Genomic DNA, 14,526 nt, shown 5'->3' on the forward strand with positions numbered 1-14,526 from the left:
GTGGGAATGTCATCGGGTGGGCCCCTTGGGTGGGAATGTCACTGCGCGGCCATCACGCCGGTGCCGAGCAGGATCAGTACGACGATGCCGAGGATCACGCGGTAGCCGACGAACCAGTACATGCCGTGGCGCACGAGGAACTTGAGGAACCACGACACGGCGGCGAAGCCGACCACGAAGGCGATGGCTGCGGCCACGAGTAACTGCGGACCCGTGGCGCTCATCCCTTCGGTGACGGGGTGGAAGGCGTCGGGCAGCGAGAAGATGCCGGAGGCCAGCACGGCGGGGATCGCCAGCAGGAACCCGAACCGGGCCGCGAGCTCGCGATCCTGGCCGAGGAACAGCCCGGCGCTGATGGTGGCGCCCGACCGCGACACCCCCGGCACCAGGGCCAGACACTGCGCGAAGCCGACGATGACGGCGTCCTTCCAGGTCAGTTCCTCGACGTGGCGGGTCTGCCTGCCGAAGTACTCGGCGGCGGCGATCACCGCGGAGAACGCGATCAACGCGATCGCGACGATCCACAGGTTGCGCACACCCGACCGGATCTGATCCTTGAACAGCAGCCCGAGCACACAGATCGGGAGGGTGCCGATGATGACCCACCAGCCGAGCCAGTAGTCGGCGGTGCGGCGCGCGGCGTCGCGGAGGCCGCCGAACCACGCCGCCAGGATGCGGCCGATGTCGCGGGCGAAGTAGATCAGGACGGCCAGCTCGGTGCCGAGCTGGGTGACCGCTGTGAACGAGGCGCCCGCGTCGTCGCGGAAGAACAGTTGCGACACGATCGCCAGGTGACCGGACGAGCTGACCGGGAGGAATTCGGTGAGACCCTGGACGATCGCCAAAACGACCACCTGCAACCACGACATCGCCGCCACGTCGATCACGCCGACGACCGTACCGTGGGAAGTCGTTAACGCCCGGAACGCGGCACCGGTTGTGCGTCGGCGACGGCGTCACGCACCGCGGCGGCCAGACTGCGCTCGTCGTTGACGTCGACGTGGACGACGCTGTGACTACCCACGGCTACGACGTCTTCGGCCTGCGGAACGGGGGCCGCAAGGCGTGGCCGATAGATTTCGACCTCGAGTGTCTGCCGCTCCAGGTGAAAGGAGAAGCTGCGACCGTCGCCCACGCGGCCAAAACCGCTTGCGTACATGCCCGTTGAGATGTCTTCGATGGCGAATGCGTCGTCGGCTACGTCTTCGTCCGCCGCCAAGGTCATGTCCGAACCATACCGCTGGTCTGCTCCTCGATGGCGTCCCACGTGGCCAATTCGTGAATGCATGCTTGCCTACACTTGCACTTCGTCCGACATTTACTTCGCACACACGAGAGCTACCCTTTGCCACTCAAACGAAACCCCAAAAGTTGCCTAGCTCACAGTGCGCTGGCGGCGGTGATGGTGGTTGCCGGCGTGGGCTGCTCGTCGAAGGTCACGGACGCGCCGCCCCCGACCATCTCGCCCGCCAGGGCGGCGGATTCCCCGTCGGTGACGGCGCCGCCTGCCGGCGAGGTACGCCCGTTGAACGGTCCGGGACAGGCGGGCACGTTCGACCGGGCGACACACACCCTGGTGGTGCTTGGCGGTTCGACGGTCACGACGTTCCCCCAGCGGGGTGAGCCGCGCACGCTGCCACTCCCCGCGCCGGCGACGGCGCTGACCGGTGACGACCGCGGCACGGCGTACCTCTCCACCCGGGGCGGCTACTTCCGGATCGGCGTCGACACCGGCGCGGTGACCCGGGTCGACGTCGAAGGTGCACGCGACACCGACTTCACCGCCATCACACGGCGCGGCGACGGGAAGCTGACGCTCGGCAGCGCCGACGGGACGGTGTACACGTTGGGTTCGGACACCACGGTCGCGGCCCGGCTGCAGATCTTCGCCCGAGTGGATGCCCTTGTCGCACAGGGCGACAGGGTCGTGGTGCTGGACCGGGGACAGACCTCCGTCACCACGGTCGACGCGTCGGGCACCCGCGCCGAGCATGCGCTGCGGGCCGGCGACGGCGCCACGACGATCGCGGCCGATCCCGCGGGCCGAGTGCTCGTCGCGGATACCCGCGGCGACGAACTGCTGGTGTTCGGCTCGGACCCACTGATGCTCCGGCAGCGCTACCCGGTGCCCGGCGCCCCGTACGGGCTGACCGGGTCGGCCAAGCTGGCGTGGGTGTCGGAGACGGCGACGAACAGCGTCGTTGGTTACGATCTGGCCACCGGAATACCCGTAGAGAAGGTGCGTTACCGAAGCGTGCAACAACCGAACTCCCTGGCCTTCGACGATGCCGCCGACACCCTGTACGTGGTGTCGGGCTCAGGAGCGGGCGTTCAAGTGATCCCCGGGGCGTCGAGATGAGCGCTTGCGCGAAGAGCAGAGGGCCATCGTGACGGCCGTCCAGCGCGGGCGGATGCCCGCGGCGTGGGAAACCGACCTGTCCGATGACTACGAGTGGGTGCCGCTGCGGCTGCCGCCGGACGTGACGCGGTTGTCGGCCTCCACACGGCTTTCGATCGAGGCCGAGTACCGCGGGTGGGAGCTGACCAGGGTGCGCCTATACACCGACGGCAGTCGTCGGGTTCTGTTGCGGCGCAAGAAGACCGCGGCCGACCGGCTGGCGGCGGACCAGCCGGGAGCGTAGTGACGGCCACCTCGTGATCTACCGCATGGTGCGGCGAATGCTGTTCCTCGTCCCGCCGGAACGCATCCACACCTGGGTCTTCGCTCTGCTGCGGGCGGTGACCGCGCCGCCACCGCTGCGCCGGCTGCTGGCCCGGTGGCTGGCGCCGCACGATCCAGTGTTGGCCAGCACCGTGTTCGGGGTGCGCTTTCCCGGCCCGATGGGACTGGCCGCCGGTTTCGACAAGGACGGCACCGGCCTGAACACGTGGGGCGCGTTGGGCTTCGGCTACGCCGAAGTCGGCACAGTCACCGCGCAAGCACAACCCGGCAATCCACGACCGCGGATGTTCCGCCTGGCCGACGACCGTGCGCTGCTCAACCGGATGGGATTCAACAACCACGGCGCAGGCGAACTCGCCCTTCGGCTCACCCGGCACACCCCCGCCGTGCCGATCGGCGTCAACATCGGCAAGACCAAGGTGACACCGGCGGAGGACGCCGTTGCCGATTACGCCGAGAGCGCCAGGCTGGTCGGCCCGCTCGCGGCGTTCCTGGTGGTCAACGTCAGCTCACCGAACACCCCAGGCCTACGCGACCTGCAGGCGGTCGCGGCCCTGCGGCCCATCCTTGCCGCCGTGAAGGCCCAGACGGACACCCCGGTGCTGGTGAAGATCGCGCCCGACCTTTCCGACCACGACGTCGACGAAGTGGCCGACCTGGCCGTCGAAGTGGGCCTGGCCGGCATCGTGGCCACCAACACCACGTTGTCCCGCACCGGGCTTGCCACCCCCGGCGCGGAGGCGCTCGGCGCGGGCGGCGTGTCGGGCGCACCCGTAGCGCAGCGCTCCGCCGAAGTGTTGCGCCGGCTCTACCGGCGCGTCGGTGACCGGCTGGTGCTGATCAGTGCCGGTGGCATCGAGACCGCGGACGACGCGTGGGATCGCATCACCTCGGGTGCCTCACTGGTGCAGGGCTACACCGGGTTCATCTACGGCGGCGGGCTGTGGGCCAAGCACATTCACGACGGGTTGGCTCAGCGCCTGCACGAGGGCGGGTTCGCCTCGCTCGCCGACGCCGTTGGGTCGGCGGCCGGAGCCGCCCCGGCGGCGACATCGGACCCAGACCAGAAGTAGACCTACAGCGCCTTCAGCCAGAACGGCCACCGCGGATCGGCCATCTTCAGCCTGGCGCGCATCAACTTCCAGTAGCCGTACTTGTGGTAGTCGAAGTCCCACGTCGAGTTGAGCTGCTGATTGACGCACGCCCACAAGCCCCACTTGACGTCCGCCAAGGCGCCGCACACCTGAACCCGTGCGAGAACCGCGAAATCCGTGCGGCCGTAGAAGTCCTCCACCAGGTTTAGCAATTGCTCTTCGCCGTAGAACATCTCGGTGGTGAGCAACGCTAGTTCGTAGGCGCGTTCGTTGTTCGACGCGAACTCGTAGTCGACCAACTTCATCGGAAGGCCGTCACCGATCAGGAAGTTGCCCGGCATCGGATCATTGTGGCAGGCAACCAAATCCAATCCCGAGGCCAGCAATGCGGACTTCGCCACCTGATACTCGCCGAGGATCAGCTCGGCGTCGGCGGGCAGACGGACCCCGATCTCGCCGGCCTGTGCGAGGTGCTCATCGATCATGTCGAACATCGTCTTCGTGCCGCTCAGCAGGTCGCCGCGGTGCAACACGCGGTAGATGTCGACGATTCGGCGCGGTGTGTCGGGACTCTTGAAGTCGCCGTTGGTGCAGGCGCGGTAGCCCTCCAGGAACTCGATGACCTCCACGCCGGATTCCGGGTCGAAGTACACCAGCTCCGCGCCTATCCCCCGCTCTCCGGCGCGGCGGGCGGCCTCGTTGGCCAGGTTGCGGTCGATGAACGCGTCACTGCCGGCACCGGGAATCTTCAAGAAGTAGCGCTTGTCGGCGCCCTCGACGGTGATGCGCCAGTTGCTGTTCTGCAGCCCACCGAACACCGGTGCGTATTCGAGAGTGCGGCCCTGCCAAGGGGTGATCAGGCCCAGGACCGCCTCGACCTGCCGTTCGGCGGCTGTGCGGGCCGTGCCCACCGCACGATCTGCTGTATCGGTCACGGTCATATGTTCCTCAATCGATCGTGAAATACCGCCTCGGACAAGCCCGCCCGGGCACGCAGGAACTGCCAGTCGGAGAACTTCGAATACTCCAAGGTGCCCGGTCGGGCCGCGTCGGCGTAGGCGCCGATCAGTCCCCATCGCACGCAGTCGGCCAGTCCGTACACCCGGGCCCGGTCGAACAACGCCTGATCGAAGCTGCCCCAAGCCATCTCGAACGCGTCGCGTGCAGCGGAGTCGAACGGGCGCACCTCGGTCAGCAAGGCGCCGAGATCCTGCAGCGGATCCATCACGGCGGCGACGTCCCAGTCCACCAGAAGCATCCCACCCTCATCGGGCAGCAGCACGTTGGAGACGTTGCCGTCACCGTGGCACGGAACGGTATCGAACCCTGTTGCGACTATCCGTCTTTCGGCCATGTTGAGCATGCGCAACATCCAGTCGAAGTCGGCAGGCAGCGCGACGCCGCGGCGGGAGACCGCCAGGGCCGACAGCGTACGGATGTCGTCGAATACCGTCGCCGTGCGGGTGATCGAGGTGAACCCGTGCACCCGCTTGCGCAAGGCGACCAGCTTCTCCAGCGCCGCATCGTCGTCGAACACGTTCAGCGTTGCGGTCGTCGCCGCGCCGACGAGGTTCTGCATGACGAGCACGCCGGTGGCGGCACTGGCGGCGTACACCGGGGGGCCGACACCCAGCTCGCCGGCCTCGGTCGCGGCGCCGAACGCCTGCACGAGGTCCACGTAGGCGCTGGCGTGCCCGGCCATGACTTTGACGAAAGCCGTTTGAGTCCTTGTCGATTCACCGCCGGCACGTACATCGAAGCCTTCGGAGTCTGCGCCCCACCAGCTGGGGCTCGCCATCACCGGCGTGGCGTCGGCCGTGATCGGAAGGTCGCCGAACAACCCGAGGGTACGCAGCCGATCGGCAACCGGTGTGCTGGACGTCATCCTTGGCCTCCCATCGTTCCGAGTGCCGACTCGACCTCGGGCCACGCGAGGGTGAACGGCCGTCGGCCCTCGAGCCACTTGGTCAGCCGCAGCACCCGCCGATCGCCGAAGCGGGGACCGATCAGCTGCACTCCGACGGGCATGTCCGCGCTGCGTCCGAAGCACAGCACTGAGGCGGGCTGGGCCGTCTGGTTGAACCAGGCGGTGAAGCCGCAGTGTGCCAGCGGCCGCGAGGGGTCGGGTGCACACGCGTCGGCGGCGAAACCGACCATCGGGATGACAGGGGCGACGACGAAGTCGTAGGCGGCGCAGGCTGCCCGCATCCGTTCGGCCGCTTCCGCCACCTCGGCGCCGTCGCGCGTCGCATCGGCGGCGCTGTACTCACGCGCGGGCGCGCACCACAGCCGGATGACGGGGTGCACCAGGTCATGCGAGGCGCCGCCCAGGGACTGCAGTTCCGTTTCGGCGCGGACCTGGAACATCCGGTCCAGCGGCGGATATGGGTCGGCGTCGAACACCGGCGGCATCGACGTCACCGTGGCACCTCCGTCGCGCAGAGTGGCCGCGGCGTCGGCGACGACCGTCAACACCGCGTGATCAGCCTCAGCTCCGTAGCCAAGGTCGGTCAGAACGCCGATCCGGAGTCCCTTGGGAGACAACGGGTCCGAGGTGTCCGGAGCATCGTCGGGCGGCAGGCTCCACGGGTCGCGCGGGTCGGGGCGGCTCAGCACGTCGAACAGGGTGATCACGTCCTCGACGGTGCGGCCCATCGGTCCGGCCGACCGCATGGTTGACGGCGCGAGGTGCGGAATACGACCCTGCGTCGGCTTGAGCGCCACCAACCCGCAATGTCCTGCGGGCAACCGCACCGAACCCGCGATGTCCGACCCGACCGCGCCGAACCCGATGCCGGCAGCGAGGCTGGCGCCTGCGCCCGAACTGGATCCGCCGGTGTTGCGCGACGGGTCCCACGGATTGCGCGTGATGCCGTACATCGAGCTCACACCTGCGGCCATCATGCCGAAGTCGGGCATCGTGGTCTTCCCGACGATCACCGCCCCCGCCTCCTTCAGCCGTGCGGCCGGCGGCGCGTCGAAGGTCGAATCGGGCAGGTCCCGATTGGCCGCGCAGCCGTGGCGCCACGGCATCCCGGTGGCGTGCACGCTGTCCTTGATTGTGACCGGCACGCCGTCCAGCGGCCCCCGCGGGGCGCCCGCCGCCCACCGCAACGTCGACTGGTGGGCCGCGTCACGAGCCGCGCCTGAATCGACGTAGGCAAAGGCGTTGATCACCGGGTTGCGCTCGGCGATGCGTTCCAGCGTTCGGTCCAGAACGTCGACCGGCGTGCAGGCACCGTCGCGGTACGCCGCACGCAACGCGTCGGCGCTACCGTCTAGGAAGTCGTCGATCACGGGACGGGGGCCGCATCCAGCGCGCCGGCGACCATCCGGCGGGTGGTGGCCGTCAACATCCGCAGCCCGACGACCATCTGATCGTCGGTGGTGTACTCGGCTTCGTTGTGCGAGATGCCGTCCACGCTCGGCACGAACAGCATCACCGTCGGCACCAGCTCGCGGAGGTTCACGGAGTCGTGCCCGGCCATGGTGGGCAGCGTCCGCCAGCGCAGACCGAGGTCGTCGGCGACAGATCCCGCGAGCGCGACACCGGCATCGTGATACGGGACGGCAGGCCGCAGCGCCGCCGAGTGCACGCTGACGACCACCTCGCCAGTCTCGTTGATCTCGGCGATGCGTGCCAACAGGGACTGGTGCGCACGCATCAGCAGCTCGACGTCCAGCGACCGCAGGTCCGCGGCCAACCGCACCCGCGAGGGCACCACAACAGGCGAATTGGGTTCCACTGTCAGCTGTCCCACCGATCCCAGCACCTCGCCCCCGGATTCGTCCGATGCGCCTCGAACCGCAAGGACCACCTGGCTGGCGCCCACCAGCGCGTCGCGCCGGTAGCGCATGTGGGTGGCCCCGGTATGCGACTGCTCACCTTGCACCGTGACCGTGTACTTGTAGGCAGCCCAGTTGCTGGTCACCACGCCGATGTCGAGTCCTTCATCGACGAGCGTGCGGCCCTGCTCGATGTGGATCTCGACGAACGAGCCCGGCCGCGGGGCGCTGTCGGAGCCGTCGAAGCCGATGGCGCGCAACGCCTCCCGCACAGTGACCCCGTCGACTCCCACGGTGTCGAGCACGTCGGCCGCGTCGCGCTTGCCAACGAAGACCGAGCTGCCCATCAGGCTCGGCGAGAATCGAGATCCCTCCTCGTTGAACCAGTTCACCGCGGCGACGTTGCACCGCGCCGCTTCGGGTGGCGCTGCTGAGACCGACGCCGCCGCGTATGCCGCGGCGAGCACGCCGTAGGCGCCGTCGAAGCGCCCCGATGTGGGTTGGCTGTCCAGGTGGGAGCCGACCAACACATACGGTGCGCCGGGCACCGGTTCGGCGCAGCCGTACATGTTTCCGACCTCGTCGATGCGGCATTGCAGCCCGTGTTCGGCGAACCACTGACGCAGCCATTCCCGCGCCAACCCATCGGCGGCGGTGGCCGCCTCCCTGTGCACCCCGCCCCGATCGGTCGCACCGATTGCCGACAGTTCCGCGAAGTCGGAGAGGAACGCCGCCTCGGTCAGCTCACCCATCGAGCGCAGGCACAGCGACAGCCGGGACGGCACGCACCTTGGTCTTGGCAGCTTCGAACATCTCGTCCACCCTTGCCTTTTCGGCATCGTCGTTGTCGATGAACAGCGCAGCTCCCAGATAGACCGCCAGGTTCACCGCGATCCCGACGATACCGCCGGTGAGGCTGCCGAGCGCGCGGATGTCGTCGGGGTAGATCCACGTCAGGATCATTGCGACGACGAAGCCGGACGCCATGCCTGCGACGGCGCCCTGCTTGTTGCCGCCGCGCCAAAAGATGCCGAGGAACAACGGGACCGCGAGTTGCACCACGCCCTGGTACGAGATCTGCGCCAGCAGCTGCAGCCGGGTCATGTTGAACGTGGCGTATGCGACGATCCCCGCCAGCACCATGAACGCCATCATCGACGTCTTCGCGACGTAGGTGAGCTTCTTGTCGGACAGCGGTCGCTTTTCGCTGTTGACCAGGTCGTTGGCGATCTGCAGACCGCACACCTGAACGCTGCCGTCGATGTGGCCCATGGACGCGGCGAACACGATCGTGAGGCCAAGACCCAACAGCCAGGTTCCGCCGTAGTCGCTCATGATCGTGAACCAGCCGGCTTGCGGGGCGTCGACCACGCCGGGGATCGCGGTGGCGGCGATGCCGAGCAGCATCAACAGCGTGTAGAACACCCCGGAGATCAGCACCGTGCACAACGTGCCCGACTTCACCGAGCGCACGCTGGATGCGGTGTAGATGCGCTGGAAACTCGTTGGCCAGCACAGCGATCCGACCACACCGGTGAAGATCAGCGCGAAGATGTACAGCGGACCGTACTTGTCGCCGTCACCCGGCAGCGTCAGATACTTCTCGGAGACGTCATTCAGCGCAGCGAAGCTGATCGGGCCGCCTGCCACGCCCGACAGCAGGATCAGGCAGATCACCGCGGCGAACACGTAGGCAACGGTGCCCTGGAAGGCATCGGTCATGATCAGGCCCCGCATGCCCATCCGCACGGTCCAGTACTGCCTGATGACGATGACCGCCAGGCCGATGAGCAGGCACGTCGTGACCGACCAGGCTCCGTCGCTGGCCAGCTCGAAAACCGTTCCCAGCGCCTGCATTCCGAGGACCACCCACGGAAAGAGCGAAACGATGCCGATCAGGCTCGCGATCACCTTCACTGCCCGGGAGTCGAACCGCTTGCCGAGCAGGTCGGGTTGCGAACGCAGGTCGTACTTCTTCCCCCAGCGCCATGCGCGGGTGGCCATGAAGTACATCATCGCCACCCCCAGGGTGGAATAGGCCAGGCCGTAGAGGCCGAACACCCCCGCGCCGGTCGCGAGCCCGAAGAAGGCGATGAACGTCGAGCCGGGCCACCAGGAGTTCACGTAGCTCATCGCGACGTACCAGGGGCCGTAGCGGCGGCCGCCGACGGCGTACTCGTCGAACGTGGGCATCGTCTTCTGTTGCGTCACATACAGAATCGCGACGACGATCGCGTAGAAGACGGCCAGCATGCCGAGCATGATCCACATATCAGCCTCCGAGGGTTTCGGTGAGGGGTTCGGTCGTGTCGTCGTCGAGTTCGCCCCGGATGCTCTCGACGGCGTAGAAGGCGGTCAGCGTGAGGCCGAGGACGACGGCGTTGATGATCCAGTACATGATCGCGAACGGGATGCCGAGGATCTCCACCCTCGTGCCACTGGCCCACAGGTACAGCGGCGGGAACAACGCGAACACCAACGCCGCGGCGTACAACGCGCCGAAGAACATGACGATGGTTCGGCGGTCGAGCGCCTTGATGAAACCCTTCATACTCCAATTCCCTGCTCTCGTTTGCGAATTGCCGGCCCGACGGTGGACAGCAGTGAGTCATGGATTCGCCCGTTGGTGGCGATCCCGTTTCCGGCGTCGAACACCGGGCGGCCATCGAGGCTGGTGAACCGGCCACCGGCCTCCTCGATGATCACGGACATCGGGGCGAGGTCGAAGGGCCGCGCGGTGTAGTCGACGACGGCGTCCGCGTGGCCGCAGGCCACCATCGCGTAACCGAACGCGTCGCCCCACGTGCGCACCACCACACCGTGGCGGTGCAGGTCGGCGATCACCGTGGGGTCCCAGTCCTCCAGCCAGGTGGCCATCAGATAGGCGCCGTCGAGGTCGGTGCGGTCGGAGACTTCGACCCGAATACCGTTGCGCCAGCATCCCTTTCCGCGTTCGGCGTGCACGATGATGTCCGCGCTGGGCAGGTTGATCACGCCGAAGACCACCTCGTCGCCTTCCTGCAGCGCGATGAGGTTGGCATACAGCGGAACTCCGCGGATGAACGACTTGGTCCCGTCGATGGGGTCGACGATCCAGCGGTATCCACTGTCGCCCTCGGTGTCGGGGTACTCCTCGCCGACGAAGCCGTCGTCGACGAACGCCGAGGCGACCGCCTCGCGCATGTAGAGCTCGATCTGGCGATCCGCCTCGGTGACCGGGGATCCGTCATCCTTGAGCTGCACCAACAGCTGGCCCGGATCGAAGGCCTCGCGCGCCATGCGCCCGGCTTCCACGGCCATCGTCATGGCCAGCCGGGTCCGCGGCGTGCGGGTGTCTGTCACGACGACGACGATTCCGCTAGACCATTTCTGGTTCTTGCGACCGCTCGTTACGCGCGTGTTACAGCGGTTTTCGGGATGCGCACCGGACATGCAGCGGGCCCGGTACCGGATTACGGTGGGCTCAAAGATCTGAAGGAGCAGCACCATGCTGGCGCTCGAGCATGCGCACGGCGCGCTGCAACGGCTCGCCGAGGAACTGGCCGACCGGGGCGAAGCGAGGCTGCCCACCGAACGGGCCTTGGCCGAGCGGCTGGGGACGTCGCGTACCACCGTGCGCAAGGCGCTCGACCTGCTGGAGGCGAACCGCACGATCCGGCGGGTCAAGGGACGCGCCGGCGGCGCCTACCTCACCGGCGTACCGACGCCGGATGCGTCGCCGCAGGCCGCACATTCGCACTGCCGCAGTCGCAGTGTGCTGCGCAGTCTGAACACCGTGAAGGGCATCCCGGAGATCCTGCACGAGCAGGGTTTCCACGACGGCACCTCGGTGATCCGTGCCAGCCTGGTTCGGCCGAACCCGCAAGTCCGCGCCGCCCTCGACCTCGGCGATGCGGAGCCTGCGGTCTCACTGCTGCGGGTGCGCCATGCCGACGGCGAGACGTTGTCGCTGGAGCAGATGTTCCTGCGTGCCGAACTGGCAGGTGTCCTGCGCACCGAGATGACGTCGATCTACCGCACGCTGGCGGCGCAGTTCGGTGTCCAGATCCGGGTGGCCGACGAATCCATCGAGATCGCGTCGATCTCGGCGGCAGAAGGCGTCGTGCTCGGCAGGCCGGCGGGAACGCCCGTGCTCAAAGTGGCTCGCACCGGATACGACCAGCACGGGCGCCCGGTCGAATACTCCGTCGACCTGTTCCGTGCCGACCGCACCCGCCTACACGTCCGGTCGCAGTCGTCGATCAGCCCTGTTCGTACGTCCCGTGGATGATCGCGCGGGCGATGGCGTGGCTGAACAGGTTGAAGCCCAGATAGGCCGGCGTGGCCGACTCCGGCAGGTCCAGCTTCTCGACGTCGACGGCGTGCACCACGATGAAGTAGCGGTGCGGGCCGTGACCGGGCGGCGGTGCGGCGCCGATGAACCGCTTCAAACCCGCATCGTTGGCCAGCGTCAGCGCGTCGCCGGGAAAGCCGCTGCTGCTGCCGTCGCCGGCACCGGCGGGCAGATCGGTGACCGTCGCCGGCAGGTTGGCCACGGCCCAGTGCCAGAACCCCGAGGCCGTTGGCGCGTCCGGGTCGTACATCGTCACCGCGAAGCTGCGGGTGGTCTCGGGGAACCCCGACCAGCTCAGCTGCGGGGAGACATCGGAGCCGCCTGCGCCCATGATGCCGCTCACCTGATCGTTTCCGAGCGGTTGGCCGTCGGTGACCGACTCGGAGGTCAGCGTGAAGGTGGGCAGCTCGGGCAGGAACTCGTAGGGGTTGTACGGGAAGGGCATGGTTTCCTTTCGGTCGGTCGTCAGCAGTGCAGGAGGAAGTGCTCGAGTACCCGGGCACCGAATTCGAGCGCCTCGACGGGTACCCGCTCGTCGACACCGTGGAACAGTGCCGCGAAATCCAGGTCGGGCGGTAGCCGCAACGGTGCGAACCCGAAACAGCGAACGCCCAAGCGCGCGAAGTGTTTCGCGTCCGTGCCGCCCGACAGCATGTAGGGCACGATGCGCGCATCGGGGTCGGCGGACAGCACCGCGGCGTTCATCGCGTCCACCAGATCCCCGTCGAACGTGGTCTCGTAGGACGGCAGCTCGGTGATCCACTCCCGCGTGACGTTCGGACCGATCAGTTCGTCGACAGTGGCCTCGAACTCGGCCTGACGCCCAGGGAGCACCCGGCAGTCCACCACGGCCTCCGCGGTGGCCGGGATGACGTTGGCCTTGTAGCCCGCCTTGAGCATCGTCGGGTTGGCGGAATCGCGCATCGTCGCGCCAACGATGCGACCGATGGGCCCGAGCTTGGCGATCGTGCCGTCCAGGTCGGGTGACTCCGGGTCGAACGCGTAGCCGGTCTCCTCGCCGAGCGCGGTGAGGAACTGTGCGACGGGGTCGGTCAGGACCAGTGGGAACTGGTGGCTGCCCAGCCGGGCGACGGCCTGTGCGAGCGTCGTGACGGCGTTCTCGTCGTGCACGAAGGAACCGTGCCCGGCGCGGCCGCGGGCCGTGAGGCGCATCCACAGCATGCCCTTTTCGGCCGTCTCGATGAGGTAGAGCCGGCGCTCTCCGCCGTCCTTTCGCGGCACGGTCAGCGAGAAGCCGCCGACCTCGCCGATGGCCTCGGTGACGCCCTCGAACAGGTCCTGCCGGTTCTCGACCAGCCACTGGCAGCCGTACTTGCCGCCGGCTTCCTCGTCGGCGACGAAGGCGAACACCAGGTCGCGCGGGGGCACGATGCCTGCCCCCTTGAAGTGGCGCGCGACCGCGATCATCATGCCGACCATGTTCTTCATGTCGATGGCGCCGCGGCCCCATACGTAGCCGTCCTCGATTGCGCCCGAGAAGGGGTGCACGCTCCAATCGGCGGCCTCAGCGGGCACGACGTCGAGGTGTCCGTGGATGAGCAGCGCACCGCGGCTGGAGTCGGCGCCGGACAGCCGGGCGAAGACGTTTCCGCGGCCGGGGGCGCCCGATTCGACGTACTCGGTCTGATAGCCGACCTCTTCGAGCCGCTGCGCCACCCAGCGCGCACATTCGGCCTCACCCTTGGTGGTCTCGAGCTCGCCGGTGTTGGAGGTATCGAAGCGGATCAACTCACTGACGAAGCCGACTACCTCGTCCACGGGGGATGTCACAGTCACCCTTCTACCATTGTTCCGGAGTCCGGGTTTGGGTCCGGGCGGTGCAATCCGATAGCCTAAGCTGCCTTCGAACTGGTCCGAGTGGCGGAATGGCAGACGCGCTAGCTTGAGGTGCTAGTGCCCTATTAACGGGCGTGGGGGTTCAAGTCCCCCCTCGGACACACAATTTGTCACGTGCCACGCATTGGCGGTACGTGGCACACTGGCTACATGGATGCCACCATCACTCTTGGCCGACAAGGTCGGCTGGTGATCCCCGCCGAGATCAGGGCGCAGCTTGGCTTGAGCCCCGGCGACCGTGTCCACCTCTACCTCGATGGGCAACGATTGGTGATGGAGCGGCCGCAGGACGCCGTTTCCGAGCTTCGTCGTCTCGGCGCTGGAGTGAGCAAGAACCGCTCGCTCGTCGACGAGTTGCTCGCGGAACGGCGTGCCGCGGCGGAAGCGGAATGACGGTGCTTGATGCGTCCGCGGTGCTCGCACTCATCCAGGACGAACCTGGCGCGGACTCCGTCGCTGCGGTGATCAACAACGCAACCATCGGCACGCCGAACCTCGCGGAGGTCGTCGGCAAGCTCGTCGACGCCCGAGTTGATGCGTCACGTCTCCGTGGACTGCTCGCCGCAGCCGGAGTGACCATCGAGCCGCTCACCGAGCAGGACGCCGAATTGGCCGGCGCCCTGCGTTCGATCAAGGGCGGTCGCTCGCTGTCCCTTGGCGATCGGTGCTGTCTCGCGTTGACCGCCCGCAGCACGCCTGCCGTCGTCCTCACCGCCGACCGAGCCTGGACGAAGCTCGATCTACCCATCGAAGTTCAGCTGATCCGCTGAGTA

Annotated in this window: 17 protein-coding genes and 1 tRNA gene; 7 read left to right on the forward strand and 11 right to left on the reverse strand. The window is 67.6% G+C overall.

The genetic code is table 11. The features are described from left to right. Positions 1-38 precede the first annotated feature (38 nt). Positions 39-869: an undecaprenyl-diphosphate phosphatase gene (locus N536_RS0134795; RefSeq protein WP_029117837.1), complete on the reverse strand. Its 831-nt coding sequence runs from the start codon at positions 867-869 to the stop codon at positions 39-41. A 44-nt stretch (positions 870-913) separates the two neighbouring features. Then, positions 914-1,225 (reverse strand): hypothetical protein, encoded by a 312-nt coding sequence (locus tag N536_RS0134800; protein WP_029117838.1) that lies wholly within the window; start codon positions 1,223-1,225, stop codon positions 914-916. A 177-nt stretch (positions 1,226-1,402) separates the two neighbouring features. Between N536_RS0134800 and N536_RS0134805 the strand changes: the two genes are divergently transcribed. The 3 genes from N536_RS0134805 to N536_RS40350 are packed head-to-tail and all read left to right on the forward strand — an operon-like array spanning position 1,403 to position 3,756. Further along, on the forward strand, positions 1,403-2,359 hold the full coding sequence (locus tag N536_RS0134805; RefSeq protein ID WP_197040305.1) for a YncE family protein: 957 nt from the start codon (positions 1,403-1,405) through the stop codon (positions 2,357-2,359). 28 nt (positions 2,360-2,387) lie between these two features. Continuing rightward, positions 2,388-2,642 carry a DUF5703 family protein gene (locus tag N536_RS0134810; protein ID WP_029117840.1) on the forward strand — a complete coding sequence of 85 codons (255 nt, stop codon included), beginning with the start codon at positions 2,388-2,390 and terminating at the stop codon, positions 2,640-2,642. 16 nt (positions 2,643-2,658) lie between these two features. Beyond that, on the forward strand, positions 2,659-3,756 hold the full coding sequence (locus N536_RS40350; protein ID WP_197040306.1) for a quinone-dependent dihydroorotate dehydrogenase: 1,098 nt from the start codon (positions 2,659-2,661) through the stop codon (positions 3,754-3,756). 2 nt (positions 3,757-3,758) lie between these two features. On the opposite strand, the gene N536_RS0134820 is transcribed toward N536_RS40350, so the two are convergent. The 7 genes from N536_RS0134820 to N536_RS0134850 are packed head-to-tail and all read right to left on the reverse strand — an operon-like array spanning position 3,759 to position 10,905. Further along, the gene (locus tag N536_RS0134820; RefSeq protein WP_029117841.1) at positions 3,759-4,712 is read right to left on the reverse strand and encodes a choline/ethanolamine kinase family protein; all 954 of its coding nucleotides are present in this window, start codon (positions 4,710-4,712) and stop codon (positions 3,759-3,761) included. Positions 4,713-4,714: 2 nt separating this feature from the next. Then, positions 4,715-5,662 carry a phosphotransferase gene (locus N536_RS40355; protein WP_051574984.1) on the reverse strand — a complete coding sequence of 316 codons (948 nt, stop codon included), beginning with the start codon at positions 5,660-5,662 and terminating at the stop codon, positions 4,715-4,717. Next, the gene (locus N536_RS0134830) at positions 5,659-7,074 is read right to left on the reverse strand and encodes an amidase (protein ID WP_051574985.1); all 1,416 of its coding nucleotides are present in this window, start codon (positions 7,072-7,074) and stop codon (positions 5,659-5,661) included. The genes N536_RS40355 and N536_RS0134830 overlap by 4 nt, the downstream gene beginning before the upstream one ends. After that, a complete protein-coding gene (locus N536_RS0134835) occupies positions 7,071-8,348 on the reverse strand; it encodes a M20 family metallo-hydrolase (RefSeq protein ID WP_369798501.1) in 1,278 nt (425 codons plus the stop codon). The genes N536_RS0134830 and N536_RS0134835 overlap by 4 nt, the downstream gene beginning before the upstream one ends. Further along, complete coding sequence (locus N536_RS40360) at positions 8,308-9,834, reverse strand: sodium:solute symporter (RefSeq protein ID WP_036438708.1); 1,527 nt, start codon at positions 9,832-9,834, stop codon at positions 8,308-8,310. The genes N536_RS0134835 and N536_RS40360 overlap by 41 nt, the downstream gene beginning before the upstream one ends. A gap of 1 nt (position 9,835) precedes the next feature. After that, on the reverse strand, positions 9,836-10,114 hold the full coding sequence (locus N536_RS40365; protein ID WP_051574986.1) for a hypothetical protein: 279 nt from the start codon (positions 10,112-10,114) through the stop codon (positions 9,836-9,838). Then, positions 10,111-10,905, reverse strand: a complete 795-nt coding sequence (locus N536_RS0134850; protein WP_197040303.1) for an inositol monophosphatase family protein — start codon at positions 10,903-10,905, stop codon at positions 10,111-10,113. Before N536_RS0134850 ends, N536_RS40365 begins: the two co-directional genes overlap by 4 nt. A gap of 145 nt (positions 10,906-11,050) precedes the next feature. On the opposite strand from N536_RS0134850, the gene N536_RS40370 reads away from it, so the two are divergent. Beyond that, positions 11,051-11,833, forward strand: a complete 783-nt coding sequence (locus tag N536_RS40370) for a GntR family transcriptional regulator (RefSeq protein ID WP_051574988.1) — start codon at positions 11,051-11,053, stop codon at positions 11,831-11,833. Here N536_RS40370 and N536_RS0134860 read toward each other — a convergent pair. Together N536_RS0134860 and N536_RS0134865 are read right to left on the reverse strand one after the other, a co-directional pair. After that, complete coding sequence (locus tag N536_RS0134860; protein WP_029117846.1) at positions 11,805-12,341, reverse strand: YbhB/YbcL family Raf kinase inhibitor-like protein; 537 nt, start codon at positions 12,339-12,341, stop codon at positions 11,805-11,807. The two genes, N536_RS40370 and N536_RS0134860, sit on opposite strands and share 29 nt — an antisense overlap. 20 nt (positions 12,342-12,361) lie before the next feature. Further along, the gene (locus N536_RS0134865; RefSeq protein ID WP_197040304.1) at positions 12,362-13,693 is read right to left on the reverse strand and encodes a M20/M25/M40 family metallo-hydrolase; all 1,332 of its coding nucleotides are present in this window, start codon (positions 13,691-13,693) and stop codon (positions 12,362-12,364) included. 75 nt (positions 13,694-13,768) lie between these two features. Here N536_RS0134865 and N536_RS0134870 point away from each other — a divergent pair. The 3 genes from N536_RS0134870 to N536_RS0134880 all read left to right on the forward strand — a co-directional run bounded on the left by N536_RS0134870 (position 13,769) and on the right by N536_RS0134880 (position 14,523). Then, positions 13,769-13,854, forward strand: a tRNA-Leu gene (locus N536_RS0134870). Between the two features lie 49 nt (positions 13,855-13,903). Then, on the forward strand, positions 13,904-14,146 hold the full coding sequence (locus tag N536_RS0134875) for an AbrB/MazE/SpoVT family DNA-binding domain-containing protein (RefSeq protein ID WP_029117848.1): 243 nt from the start codon (positions 13,904-13,906) through the stop codon (positions 14,144-14,146). Next, positions 14,143-14,523: a type II toxin-antitoxin system VapC family toxin gene (locus tag N536_RS0134880; protein ID WP_029117849.1), complete on the forward strand. Its 381-nt coding sequence runs from the start codon at positions 14,143-14,145 to the stop codon at positions 14,521-14,523. Before N536_RS0134875 ends, N536_RS0134880 begins: the two co-directional genes overlap by 4 nt. Positions 14,524-14,526: the final 3 nt, after the last annotated feature.

The organism is Mycobacterium sp. URHB0044, assembly GCF_000620625.1.
In the GTDB taxonomy this organism is placed as follows: domain Bacteria; phylum Actinomycetota; class Actinomycetes; order Mycobacteriales; family Mycobacteriaceae; genus Mycobacterium.

Coding starts and splice junctions, on each gene's coding strand:
- N536_RS0134795 (WP_029117837.1), bottom strand. CDS start 869: ATGTCGTGGTTGCAGGTGGTCGTTTTGGCGATCGTCCAGGGTCTCACC.
- N536_RS0134860 (WP_029117846.1), bottom strand. CDS start 12,341: ATGCCCTTCCCGTACAACCCCTACGAGTTCCTGCCCGAGCTGCCCACC.
- N536_RS0134875 (WP_029117848.1), top strand. CDS start 13,904: ATGGATGCCACCATCACTCTTGGCCGACAAGGTCGGCTGGTGATCCCC.
- N536_RS40355 (WP_051574984.1), bottom strand. CDS start 5,662: ATGACGTCCAGCACACCGGTTGCCGATCGGCTGCGTACCCTCGGGTTG.
- N536_RS40370 (WP_051574988.1), top strand. CDS start 11,051: ATGCTGGCGCTCGAGCATGCGCACGGCGCGCTGCAACGGCTCGCCGAG.
- N536_RS0134880 (WP_029117849.1), top strand. CDS start 14,143: ATGACGGTGCTTGATGCGTCCGCGGTGCTCGCACTCATCCAGGACGAA.
- N536_RS0134800 (WP_029117838.1), bottom strand. CDS start 1,225: ATGACCTTGGCGGCGGACGAAGACGTAGCCGACGACGCATTCGCCATC.
- N536_RS40360 (WP_036438708.1), bottom strand. CDS start 9,834: ATGTGGATCATGCTCGGCATGCTGGCCGTCTTCTACGCGATCGTCGTC.
- N536_RS0134805 (WP_197040305.1), top strand. CDS start 1,403: ATGGTGGTTGCCGGCGTGGGCTGCTCGTCGAAGGTCACGGACGCGCCG.
- N536_RS40365 (WP_051574986.1), bottom strand. CDS start 10,114: ATGAAGGGTTTCATCAAGGCGCTCGACCGCCGAACCATCGTCATGTTC.